Genomic DNA, 13,590 nt, shown 5'->3' on the forward strand with positions numbered 1-13,590 from the left:
TAATTAATGGATCAGTTCGTTGTCTGGTTTGGGCAATACCATGTCGGACGCTGTCATGTCACTCTTTGGAAATAATTTTAAATGTTTGTAGTAGAAGAATACTTGTCCTTCTTGCATGAAATCTCTTGCAGCTTCTTTTACCATTTCTGTTTTAAAGGAAACTAGATCTTTGATTTTTTGGTACATTTGTCCGGAACTTCCGGTTTGACAGTTTCGAGCATCTCTTACAATATCCATTTTATTAATAGCTCCGGAAATATCACCTTTGCGGCAAAGATGTTCTGCTTGAATATAATAGAGTTCACTTAACCGAATCATGGGAAGCATATCTTTGCAGTTAGAATATAATGTGGATTGTCCATCAGGAGGAATGTTTTTTGTACAAACTTGATAACTACCTTTAGCGCGGGTTAATTCCGTTTGGCGAATGTCTGCGTTGTCATCAAACATTGTGTTTGCCGGTTGTAGATAAAAGTAGTAATTGCCATCAGATGTAATTGTTGCATAGTCTTCTATTAATTTCTGGTTGGAAAGACAGAAGATAACCCCATCATATAATTTTCGATTTTCTTCGGCATTATAATAAGGAGTGAAAGCTAATTTTTTAAGATCTGAATAGCCCTTTGGATCAATGACAAAGTTTATGAGATGATCACACATGTCATACGCTTTTTGGTAATAATTGTCATTAAGATCTCCCATGTAATTATAGACTCTGGCTAGTAGGGCACAAACAGCTAAATAATTCATCCGATGACCTCGACTCTTGAAAAACAAATCTTGGTTTAAGCTCGGGTTTGTTTCTTCATAGTTTATTCTATAGTCATTACGTAGCATGATGCGCCAAGCGATCGTATCGTGGGGGGCAACTAGGCTCCGGGCAGCTTCTAGGTCATTTACAACGAATTCAAGAACTTCTTTGATCGAACGATCGGGCTCGAAGGTTGACGGGTAAGTTTTGAAATAAGGTATGTAAGTTTTTTGATCTTGTAAGTCTGGAGCTGGGGCAAAGAGACGTAGTATGTCAAAATGCAGGAAGGCTCTTAGCGCTAATGCCTCTCCCTTAATTAACATTTTTTCATTATTTCCACTTCTGAATAGTGTAGAATCTGTTCCGTCGATTTTGGCCAAAATACTATTACAGTTCGCTATGGAATTATATGCTAAAGACCAAATGTCTTGTATAAGAGGTTTTACGCTTTTGTCCGTATATTTGTAGGAGGCTACTGCCCGATACTCGACACCGCTGCTGAAAGCTCTTTGGTGATAGAGTTGTCCCATGACATCCAGCATTCCCCAGCTTAACTCTTTTCCATACATGGAGGGAGTGGCCATTTGTTTATACACACCGTTTAAAACATTACGATATCCATCTCCGGTGGAAAATAATACATCTTCATCCACCGTGTCTTGCGGGGTAACATCTAGCCATGAATTACAAGAAGTAAGGGCTAGAATAAATATTGTTGATATAATAATTGAGACTTTCATAATAGATTAATTTAGAAAGTTAGATTTAAAGAGAAATTCATTGTTCTAGCAAAAGGATAATCTAGTCCTCTTTCCGCCTTCATCGTTGACCAGTAGAATAGTTCATTTGCTCCGATTTCGAAACGCAACATACTTATACCGACAGTTTGTAACCAACGGTTGTCACTAGCTTGTAGGCTGTATCCTAATGTAACAGAATTGAGAGATAGATTATTGTTTTTTTGAACAAAACGTTCTGTTGGTTGAGTGACAGGAATACTAAGTGCCCCTTTCTTGTCACGAATTGTTATTTTACGATTCTTTTTCACGTCACCTGGTTTTTGCCAACGGTCGGTTAACACGCGTTTATCTACGTTGTGAAGGTAAATATTAGCGTCTTCCACTTTATCGACTAATGTCTGATTATAGGCTTCACCACCAAATTCATACATGAAAGTTGCATAGAGACTCCATTGTTTCCATGTGACATTTACTCCGAAAGTTCCTTGTGCGTCCGGTTCTGTATTACCTAATACTACTTGTTCGCTGGAATTCCATGTTTTCGTTTGACTACCATCGCGTTTCAGGAAAATTTCTTCTCCCGTTGCGGGGTCTATTCCTAAAGAGCGCATACCGAATATGGAAGTTAAAGATCCTCCTTCAACGTATTTTAGAAAAGGTTCCGACTCTTTGTTGTCTTTAAAATGCTGATCAACAGAATTATTGTAGGCTTTTAGACTTTCGGATATTTTTAATATTTTGTTTTCGTTATGTGCAAGATTGGCGAATAGAGCAACGAATAGATTTTCTTTTCGAATGATATTACTCCTGAAATTTAATTCGAATCCTTTATTCTCAACTTCTCCGATGTTGTCCGAGTAGGTAGTGAATCCGGTTGAACTTGGGATAGTTACATCATTAATCAAGTCAACGGTTTTTTTCCGGTAATACGTGGCATCAAGGTAAATAAGGTCTTGTAGTAAACCTATTTCAACACCGATGTTGTATTCTTTTGTTGTTTCCCAAGTCAAGTTTTTATTACCTAGAGCCATTAACGTTGCTCCGTACCCGGTTTTATACCATTCATCTGAAAGGATTTTAAACGAGGTACGTGCGACATAGGCAGGAAAATTTACTTTACCCGTTTCACCATAGGTCCCTCTGATTTTTAAAAGATTGAGTTTACCCCAATTTTTCATGAATTCATAGTTGTGAATGTTGATTCCGGCACCGAATGAACCAAAGGGGGCAAAACGTTTATCCGATCCGAACTCAGAGGAACCATCCCAACGTACAGAAGCATCTAGTAGATAAATATTGTCGAAACTATAGTTTAATGAAGCTAAAAAACCGACTAATCGTGTGCTATTTTCGGAAGAGGTTGGTTTTTCGTAAATATCTTCAGCGTAGTTCGGCGAGCTTAAAGCGCCTGACGGAAATCCTCGATACTCGGCACGAATGCTTTCACTCTTTGTTGCTCGTTGGTTTATTCCGGCTAAAAAGTTAATGTTGTGTTTGTTTATTGTTCGGTTGTATGAAAGTGTGGCTTGCATATCCCATCCGAAACTATTTCCATCCGTTGTATGGAGTTCTCCTGAAGTTGAGTTATGACCCGAAATCGGATTTGTATTTTTTTGAGATAAAGGATCTAAAAAACGGCGACTTTCGTTTATGCGTTTGGTGAGGCTAAATTGTCCTTTTAGTAATAGGTAAGGAGTAATATTCCAATTGACTGATAAATTATTAATAAATTCTTCTGTTTGTGATTTATCGAAACTCTTTAATGATGCTTCGTATAGAGGATTGGGCATAGCATTGGATTCTCCCCAACTTTCTAATTTTTCCAAATACTTTCCTTGTTCATCCTTATATATATTATATGGGAGCGCTTGAGTATAACTTGTGAAAGAACCATAAGGTGTTTCTTTGGATTTAGTGATATTATAGGTTGTTTGATTTTTTACTTGTAATTGTTTGATGTGATAATCCAGCGTAACACCTACTCCTAAACGGTCTCGGAAAGATTCTTTCATGATACCGTCTTCATTATAGTAAGAAAGGTCGACTCCAAAGCGAAGATTTTCAGAACCTCCCTCCACGAACATGCTATGTTTATGGTTGAAAGCTGTTTGCAAAGGAAATGATAACCAATAAGTATCTACTCCTTTGTTGATATTATTTAGTTTGCGATAATAGATTTCTTGCCATTGCAGATTGTAACCGGGGTCGTTAGCATCTTGGACATCATATACTCCAGCTAAACATTCTGCTTCTAGTTTTTCTTTTGCATCCATTAAATTGTATGCTGAAAGGTCTGGCATGGTGATCTCACCTGTTAATCCATAAGATACATTCAATTTCCCCGGTTTCGGGGCTACTGTTGTAATGATGACTACACCATTAGCAGCACGTGAACCATATAATGCAGTGGCGGCTGCATCTTTAAGAATTGTGATATTCGCAATTCGGGCGGGGTCCATGTCGTAAAGTTTTTGGGCACTAATCTCGAATCCATCCATGATGAAGGTTGGTAGATTTGGGTTGTTTTCTAGGTTCCCTTTACTCGTGTAATTGGGGTCTAATTGTTTAACACCAACACCGGAACGTCCTCGAATATACATTTCCGGTAATGCATTGGGATCAGATCCCCACTTATTGTTGGTTTGAATTCTGAAAGAGGGATCAAATGCTTGCAGTGCTTTTAGAACGTTCGTTTTAGATACTTTCATCAATTGTTCTTTGGAGATACTAACACTACTTCCAGTGAAGCTTTCTTTACGTACTTTCCCGTATCCCGTGACAACCACTTCTTCCATTTCAGTCACATCTTCTTTTAACTTGATTGAAAGTTCCTTTTGGTCTTTATCTAACGTGATGTATTTTGTCTCATATCCTACAAAGGAAACGACTAGAATGATACTATCCTGTTGGGGAATCTCTAGCGAGAATTTTCCATTAACATCAGTTACGACACCCAAACTGGTTTCTTTTATCAAAATGGTGGCACCGGGTAAAGTGTTGCCTTGCATATCCATGACCGTACCTGTTATTTTACGAGGTGTTGTTTCTTTTTTCTTGTCCTCTTTGCTTGGACGAATGATGATAACTTCATTCTCAATTTCATAGGATAGGTTCGTGTTTTTTAGAGCAATACGGAGAAATTCGTCAATGGATACATTCTGTAGATTAATGTCTCGTTTCCCGTATTTATTAACTTCTTCAACCCGATAAAGAAATCGATAGTTTGTGGTCGTTCGTACACTTTTGATTATTTCATCAATCGTGGCATTTTCCATTTTTACGCTTACTTTATTTGTTTGGGTAGAGGCGTTTGTTTCAAAATTAATAGTTGTAATAACAACTATCAAAAAGATTGTTCGTAGAATCATGAGCATTTTTTCCCACCTTTGATGTAAATCAAAGGTGTTTTTTCGTTTTTTTTCCATAACTTTGAATACTTAATGGTTTAAATAATCAATTTTTAAATTGCTTGTTTATGAATTGGTTACTAAAAGGAGGGGATAGGGTCAATATCCCCTTTTTTATTTAATTGGGAATTTCTTCAACCATAATATTATTTCCATTTATAACAAATCGTATTGCTGTTGATTTTTCTATCATGTTTAATGTTTTTCTAAAGTCTCCGTAACGTTCTAAATCTCCAGTAAAGTGATATAATTTTACTGCTTGGTTCGAGTAAAAAACATTAATATTATACCAGCGGGATAATGTATTCATAATTTCTTCTAATGGTTTATTTTCGAAGACAAATAATCCTTCTTTCCATGCTGTGTATAGTCGCACATCAACTTTGCGGGTTGTGAGAGCCTGGGTTACTTTAGAATAGACTGCCTGTTGAGAAGGTGTTAGAGTAACTCCGAGTTCTCCATCTGTTACATTGACAGATCCTTCACATAAGGTAGTTTCTATTTTGTTGTCATCAGGATATGCTTGTACATTGAATTGGGTTCCTAAAACTTTTATTTCAATGTTTGCTGTTTTTACCATAAAAGGTCTTTTGGGATCTTTTGTAACATCAAAATAAGCTTCTCCGGCAAGGGTGACTTCCCGTTTATTTGAGTCAAATGCTACAGGGAATGTAAGCTTTGTATCAGAATTTATCCAAACATGCGTACCATCTGGAAGAATTAATTCATATTCTCCGCCTTTAGGTACTTGGATTGTATTGAGGCGTTTGTTGGAGGTGGATTCAGTATTGGGATTTTCTTGATATTCAATTGCGTTGCCACTATTGATTGCAAAGAGACCTTGTCCGAGATCCAGAGAACGGGAAGAATCTTGTGTAGATAGATTAAATTTTTTTCCTTCTGATGTGATTAATACTGCTTTAGCACTACCCGTTTGGATTTCAGCTATAGGTAATGGCTGATGTTTTGCTTGCTGTAATTGAGGATAAACAAAGAAGAAAGCAATTGCTAAAATTGCAGCAGCTGTACTTGTCCACCATATTAAATGTCTGGTTTTATTCTTTTCCCGAGGAAGATGTTTTTCGAGTTTTTGCCATGATTTGTTAAGATCAAGGCTATTGACGAATTTATCTCGGTGGCGTTTGTTCATGGGATTTAATACTTGGCTAGCTACCTCTTTGGCCGAGGGGGAGTTTTGCTCCCATTCTTGCAATTCTTGCTCCTCTTCAGGAGTAAGTTCTCCGGTCATCTTTTTAGATAGAAGCTGTGCGATTCTATATTCTTCTGTAAATTCTGACATACATTCTAGGTTTGGTACCATTATCTACTTGTAGAACACATATCCATGTCAAAAGGATGAATGAAAAATCTTTTTTTTTCAAAAAGTAATGGATTATTTTGTAACTGGTTTATATCTAGAAATCTTGTGTCTGATGGTTATTGAGGGTATATAAAAAATATACCCTCAATAATTTATTATTTTTTGCGTCGTTTTCTCCAAAGCATAAGACTGAGGACTGTCAAGATACCGGGGAAAATTCCCATGAAGAGTATTTTGAGCCAAATGCCTGCCCCTTCTTCAAGATAAGCTTTGTCATCTGATGGGCGTTGTCTGGTTGTGGTTATCGGGAACTCGTTATTTGCGAGTAAACGGAACGTTTCTGTTACCAGTGTGAAATTAGAGGCTTCAATACCATCTCGAGTACGAGTTAATTCACCATTCCCAATACAATCCGCATCTCCTAAAACAACAATTCTTTGTTCCTTGCCATTGATTTGTCTTGTGAGGTACATCATGGTAGTATTGGCTTGTTCAATTTCTCCTATTGTAGAATTAATTCGAACGGTATCCTCCACAAAATTTGTTGTCTCTAATTCATTCCATGAACCGGTAGAATCAGTTGTTAATAACGGAGTTGCTTTAAAACCTTTATCTGCAATCTGTTCAATTCCAACTGCCGTGGGCATGGTAACTGATTTGTCGTAATAGGACATGATATAAAATCCCCGTATCGCCTTTATTGCAGTTGGAGTTGGTTTCGACAGAATTAAATCTGCCGGATAATCTTTATTGTCCCGTACAAGTAATCCCGGCATGAATTTCAAACCAAGAGGTTGTAATAACGGATTCATTTGGTCCTGACGACGAGGCTCTCCAATAATTAAAAGGTTGCCTCCTTTGTTGATATAATCTTCGATAATTTTCTGTTCTTTAGGAGATAGGGAGGATCGAATATCAGAGATAACAAGAATGTCGACATTCTCAGGAATCGTATTCAAGCTATCGAGAGCGAGAGGCATGTTATCAAATCCCTGGTTTACTAAGGAATTTCTGAATGATTTGTATTGAGAAAATGCATAATAATCACGTTCTCCTGCTCCATTGATACTGCGTTCTCCATGTCCTGTTAAAAAGGCGACCATGGGAGATTTGGCAACCATGCGTTTCAGAGCTGCCGTTATTTCTGTTTCGGATGGGTATCGGAAATTATCATCATATAGACGTAAAAAGGTTTTCTGTCCATTTCCTCTTTCGATTACCCGTACAAATTTGTTATATTCTCCAGAAAGATCTTCTATTTTGCGAATTTGTGTAGGAGTTAGTATTTTTTTAGTACTCCAATCTTCAGCATCACATATTTTTTCCAAACATTGTTCGTTGCTAAGTCCTGGATAGCGACGTTTTAGGTCAGGATTCTGGATAGAGTCATAGTAGTAAATATATTTCAACTTGATTTCCGGTTTGAAACGAATGTATTTTTCGAAACGTTCGAAGTCTTCATTATAGTAACGAGGCATTGCTCTAAAATAGTCTTCATCTAACATGTTTACATAAGTCGTGATTGTTAAAGGACCATCCAGTTTTTCCATAACCTCAAGACTATTCTTCGTTAAGGTGTTTTCCTTCATTTCTGTTGCATCATAATAGCAACGGAATGCCGGACGAGCACTGAGAAAGCCAATCATGAGTGTTATAATAATGACACTTCCATAGAGAAGAATATTTTGGGGTGTGGAACGTTTCGTTCGTTCTGCTTGTAATCTTAATATCGAGAATGTGATAAAAAGAGCAATAACTAATAAGAAGTAGAGAAGATCTTCGCTACATATCATTCCCTTGAAAAAGGTGTCGGCCCGGCCTGATATCGATAACCAGTAAGTAATATCACGTACGAAGGGAATGTCTTGTCCAACATTTCCGATATAATTGAGAACGGCAAGGACTGCAAGAGTTCCTACTGCGGCAACAACTTGATAAGAGGTGAGTGTTGACATGAATAGCCCGATGGCAGCATAAGCACAAATCATGAGGAATACTCCTAATAAAGCACTTAAGACAAAAGGGTGGTCGATGTTTTTGATTGTACATGCGGTAAATAGATAATAAATACTTAGAATCGCAACCAGTATAAGTGCATAAATAATCATTGAAAGGTATTTACCAAAAATGATCTGTTTGTTTGTAACGGGAGAGGAGTAAAGTAATTTAATAGAACCTCGGTTATATTCTTGGCTCATTAATCCCATTGTGAGTAACGGAATGTACAAATAGAGGTCGCCTTGCATGCCGGAAATTGCTCCTTGCCACCCAAGCAGTAAACGTTCTGTCATGCCGTAAAGGTTATAACCAAGGGCTAATGATCGTAGCGCTTCAGACCAGGCATGGGCATAGGACATCCCTGATTGAAAAGTGAAGATAATAAGAATAAGCCAGGCTATTGGAGAATAAAATAGCGTGCTTAGTTCATTTTTTGTTATCTTTAATATTGTTTTCATAAATCAAATTCATGTTTGCTATTGTACTTTTTTTCCTGATAATTGTGCGAATATGGCATCAAGAGAAAGACGCTCAAGTTGAATCTCTGCAAGTTGCCAGTTGTTTGCCACGCTGAGTTGTACAACATGTTCGCTAATATCTTTTGATGCATCAAATTGCAGTCGATAATTCCGAGGTTTTATTTCTTCCACTTGGAGGACGCCATCAATAGCCTTAAGAGCTTCTAAGGGCGGTGTGATATCGAGTTTGACTAAGAGACTTGAGGGTGCAACGTAGTTGTTGAATTCATCAATACTTCCGGAAAAAACCAGTTTACCTTGTTCGATCATTTTGATGTTGTTGCAAGTTGCTTGCACTTCGGGTAGTATGTGGGTTGAGAGTAATACTGCATGGTCTGCGGCAATCTCTTTGATCAGATGGCGGATTTCTACAATTTGATTCGGGTCAAGCCCGTTGGTCGGTTCGTCGAAAATCACGAAACTTGGGTTGTGCACAATGGCTTGTGCGATACCGACACGCTGTTGGTATCCTCCAGAAAGATTATTGATGATTCGTTCCCGGAAATGTGTGATGTCACAACGTTTCATGGCTCGTTCAACTGCGGTAGGGATCTCTCGTGTGGGCATCAGACGTAGATGTGCACAATATGTGAGATATTCCTCCACGGTAATATCAGGATAGAGTGGCGGCTTTTGGGGGAGGAATCCGATGTGCCGTTTGGCTTCTACCGGGTTTGTCCGGAGGTTATAACCATTAAGATATACCTCCCCCTCGGTTTGGTTTAGCACGCCACAAATGATGTTCATAGTGGTGGATTTTCCGGCTCCATTGGAACCGAGTAGGCCGAGAACTCCTTTCTCTTTAATTTCAAAATTAATATCTTGAATGGCCCATTGTATGTGATAGCGATGAGACAAGTGCTCAACTTTTACAATTGAATCTTCCATATTATTTGTTTTTTTATCATAAATCTAAAATCTGATTATCTCCCTTTACGTTTATACCACACGAGGAACCCTGCGAAAGCTAAGAAGAAAGGAATTACACCCAATGCAAAAAGTTTGATCCATGGAGTTGCCTTGCGTGTGAGGAAAATGGTTTTGTCAATAGATTTCGGACGGGAGGTGTCGATTGGGAATTCCCCGTATGACAACCACCTAAATGTTTCTGTGATGAAGCTGAAATTAGCCGCATAAATGCCGTTACGTCTATTAGCTAACTCTCCATTACTGATGCAATCTGCATCTCCGGTAATGATTATTCGTTGTTCTTTTTCTCCTTTCATACGAGTTAACGAAAGGATTACGGGATAAGATTGTTCTTTTTCTCCGATTTTTTCATTAATGGATAGTTCTCCATCTAGGAAGTCTGTCGTTTCTAGTTCATTCCAGCTATTTTTATTCAAGGTCATGGCTAATGGCTTTACGTCATAACCTTGATTCGGGGTGTACTGAAGAGGTGCGGCATCGGGCATAACAACAGAGGCATCCCAACTTTGGAGCTGTTTGAATTGGAAACATTGGGTTGCAGCATGATCCGTGAGTTTTGCCGTGATAAGACTTGGGAGATAATCTTCACTTTGTTGTACGAGAGTTCCCGGTAATAGCTTAACACCAAATTTAGCAAGAATAGGATTCATCGCTTCTTGGCGGTTAGGTTCTCCAAGGATAAATAGGTTTCCTCCTCGTTCGATATAATGTTCCAAACGTTGCATTTCTTCAGGAGAAAGAGGGGTTCGCATATCCGCAATGACGAGAATGTTAATGTCTTCTGGAATGTCCTGATCTTTTATGGTTAATTCCGTGGCATCAAATCCTTGATTGATTAGGGATTGTCGGAAATATATGCTACGAGCGAACGTGTAATAAAAACGTTCTCCGGCACTATTCACATTTCTCTCCCCGTGTCCGGTAAGGAATGCTACCTTAGGAGCTGGTACAAGGAAACGTTTTAAGGCAGTGGTAATCTCTGTTTCCGTGGGGTGTTTCATCATATCGTCAAAAAGGCGAAGTGTTGTTTTTTGGCCGTTTTCTCTTTCTAAAACACGAACAAAACGATACCCTTCCGATTTTAAATCAATGATTTTATCAATTTCTTCCGGGGATAAAAACATGTCGAAATCCAGTTTCATGATTTTGGATATATGTTCTGCTCTTTTTTTACCTTGTAATTCTTCAAAATATCCGGAGAATGAAGGCTCCACGGAAGGTGCGTAATAATAGACGTATTCCATTTTAATTTCTGGTTTGAAACGCACATATTGTTCGAAACGTTCGAAATCGCTTTTTAATTGACTGGGAAGTGCGCTACCATAATTTTTGTCAAGGATATTCATGTACGTGGTAATCGTGAGTCCTCCATCTAGTTTTTTCACTACTTCTTGGCTTCCCGGTGTCAAGGTGTTTGTTTTTAATTGGGTCGCATCATAATATACTTTGCTAATAGGTAGAGAAGAAAGATAACCAATAAATAGTGCTCCTCCGATTACGATGCAATAACGAGCAAGTGTGACTGGCAGGCTTCTTTTTTTTCTACCCGATTGTAAGCGCATGATAGATAATAGAATGAATAGAGAAATAACAATGATGAAATACAACATATCCTCACTACAAATCATTCCAGCAAGAAATTTGTAAGCTCGGCCTGACATGGATAACCAGTATGTTATATCACGAACAAATGCGATTCCTTGTCCGACATCTCCAATGAAATTTAGAACAGCTAAAATGGCTAGAGTTCCCATAGCGGCAACAACCTGATAGGAAGTGATGCTGGACATGAAAAGTCCAATAGCTGCATAGGCACATGTCAATAAATAAAGTCCTAATAGGCCGGTGAGGGCGAGAGGTAAATCCATATTTTCGATGGTAAATGCTCCGAAAATGATGTAAATGAGAAGAATTGCCATTAACATTGCCCCGTAAATCATCATGGAAAGGTATTTTCCAAGGATGATTTGCCTTGTTGTTATAGGTGAGGAATATAAAAATTTGATGGAGCCACTACTTAGTTCTCGGCTCATGAGCCCCATCGTGATTAATGGAATATATAAGTAAAGGTTTCTAACCATGGAGGTCATTAGGCCTACATATCCGGCAAATGTTTCGAGGGTGATATCTCCTAAGCCGTATTCAAGTGCCTGACGTTTAAGTTGTCCCCCGAAATTGTCACTAAAACTTAATCCTGCTTGAAATGCAAAAATTACCAAAATGAGCCAAGATACAGGCGAACAGAATAGTATGCGAAGTTCTGTCTTCGCTAATCTAAATATTGTCTTCATGTCATGTATGATCTTTATTTATGAATGTTTTTTTCCGGATAATTGTGCGAATACAGAATCTAAAGAGTCTCTTTCTAATATGATTTCGTGGAGACGCCAATTATTTGTAACGCTGAGTTCGATCATTGTTTTTGTGATATCTTGAGAGGACGAGAATTGCATTCGGTAACGGGTATTTGTGATATGTTCTACGTGTGTGATACCGGGAATTTGAGCCAATACTTCTAGAGAAGGAGGCGTTTCCATTACAACAATGAATGTGTTCGGTTCCATGTAATTGTTAAAGTCTTCCATTGTGCCGGAAAAAACGACTTTTCCATGTTCTATCATTTCAATATCATCACACGTGGCTTGAACCTCTGATAGAATATGTGTGGAGAGCATGACAGAGTGCTCTGTTGCAATTTCTTTGATAAGGTGCCGAATTTCGATGATTTGGTTGGGATCAAGTCCATTTGTAGGTTCGTCCAAAACGACAAATTTGGGATTATGGACAATCGCTTGAGCTATGCCCACTCGTTGTTGGTAGCCACCAGATAAATTGCGAATTAGTCGTTTACTAAAATGGGCAATTCCACAGCGTGATTTAGCTTTTTCTACTGCAGTTTTGACTTGTGATTTGTCCATTTGCCTCATGAGAGCACAGTGGGTCAGGTATTCATCCACGGTCAAATCTGGGTATAATGGAGGTTTTTGAGGAAGAAAACCAATATGTTTTTTAGCTTCAACCGGATGTTCCCGTAAGTTGATACCATTTATATATACTTCTCCTTCGGTTTGATTGAGAACTCCACACATGATGTTCATTGTGGTAGATTTCCCTGCACCGTTAGAACCTAACAAGCCAAGAGTCCTCTTACGTTTAATTTCGAAGTTTATATCTTTTATCGCCCATTGTACGTTATAGCGATGTGAAAGATGTTCGACTTTTACTACTGATTCTTCCATAAATTTTTATAGTGTTATTGAATTTATTTTCTACTTGCAGAACACGACAAAATTTGAAAAGGATGAATCGAGGTATTAATTTTCACATTATTTTCACATTTCTTTTAGAATTATTTTTCTGCAAGAAGTAATATAAGGAGGTAAAAATAATCTTTTAGTGATAGTTTTAAGGATGATAATGCATTGTATTTTAAAGTCTTGACTGAATTTACTGAAATGTTTAAAGTTTCGGCAATTTCTTTGTTCTGTTTTCCGTCTAAATGCATTTTTACAATTTTTTGGCTTTGAGGAGGGAGTGCATTCACTGCATCCTCGATGATTCGATAAGCCTCTTCTTCAATGAGGTAATCTTTAAAAACGGCTTCTTTGTTTTGTGCTTCCGGTGAAGTATAGTCAATTGTATCTTTTTTATTCCTAATATGATTAAAACATAGATTTTTCACCGATACATAAAGAAAGGTTTTTAGGCTTGGAATATCTTCATATGCCGTACGTTTCTCCCATAATTTTATAAATGCTTCTTGGGCGATATCCTCAGCTGCATCTTGGTCTGCAACGAAACGCATGGCAACAACACACATCGAAGGATAGAATTCTCTAAAGAGAAGTTCAAAAGCTTTGATGTCTCCGTTTTTAATTGCTTCGTATGTAATTTGACCATCCATAGGCTCGTTAAACCTTCGTTT

At 38.0% G+C, this 13,590-nt stretch carries 8 protein-coding genes; all 8 read right to left on the reverse strand.

Annotated elements, in window-relative coordinates:
- Positions 1–3 precede the first annotated feature (3 nt).
- The gene (locus tag QVC79_RS16235; RefSeq protein WP_270595473.1) at positions 4–1,491 is read right to left on the reverse strand and encodes a RagB/SusD family nutrient uptake outer membrane protein; all 1,488 of its coding nucleotides are present in this window, start codon (positions 1,489–1,491) and stop codon (positions 4–6) included.
- 11 nt (positions 1,492–1,502) lie between these two features.
- Positions 1,503–4,916 carry a SusC/RagA family TonB-linked outer membrane protein gene (locus QVC79_RS16240; RefSeq protein WP_270595474.1) on the reverse strand — a complete coding sequence of 1,138 codons (3,414 nt, stop codon included), beginning with the start codon at positions 4,914–4,916 and terminating at the stop codon, positions 1,503–1,505.
- Between the two features lie 100 nt (positions 4,917–5,016).
- A complete protein-coding gene (locus tag QVC79_RS16245) occupies positions 5,017–6,198 on the reverse strand; it encodes a FecR family protein (RefSeq protein WP_270595475.1) in 1,182 nt (393 codons plus the stop codon).
- 176 nt (positions 6,199–6,374) lie between these two features.
- Complete coding sequence (locus QVC79_RS16250) at positions 6,375–8,675, reverse strand: Gldg family protein (protein ID WP_270595476.1); 2,301 nt, start codon at positions 8,673–8,675, stop codon at positions 6,375–6,377.
- An 18-nt stretch (positions 8,676–8,693) separates the two neighbouring features.
- Positions 8,694–9,623 (reverse strand): ABC transporter ATP-binding protein, encoded by a 930-nt coding sequence (locus QVC79_RS16255; RefSeq protein WP_270595477.1) that lies wholly within the window; start codon positions 9,621–9,623, stop codon positions 8,694–8,696.
- A 35-nt stretch (positions 9,624–9,658) separates the two neighbouring features.
- A complete protein-coding gene (locus QVC79_RS16260) occupies positions 9,659–11,956 on the reverse strand; it encodes a Gldg family protein (RefSeq protein WP_270595478.1) in 2,298 nt (765 codons plus the stop codon).
- 18 nt (positions 11,957–11,974) lie between these two features.
- Positions 11,975–12,904: an ABC transporter ATP-binding protein gene (locus QVC79_RS16265; RefSeq protein WP_270595479.1), complete on the reverse strand. Its 930-nt coding sequence runs from the start codon at positions 12,902–12,904 to the stop codon at positions 11,975–11,977.
- 110 nt (positions 12,905–13,014) lie between these two features.
- The coding region (locus QVC79_RS16270; RefSeq protein ID WP_287642521.1) for an RNA polymerase sigma-70 factor at positions 13,015–13,590 on the reverse strand (576 nt) is incomplete at its 5' end.

The organism is Butyricimonas sp. (genome assembly GCF_019423355.1).
Classification (GTDB): Bacteria; Bacteroidota; Bacteroidia; order Bacteroidales; family Marinifilaceae; genus Butyricimonas; species Butyricimonas faecihominis.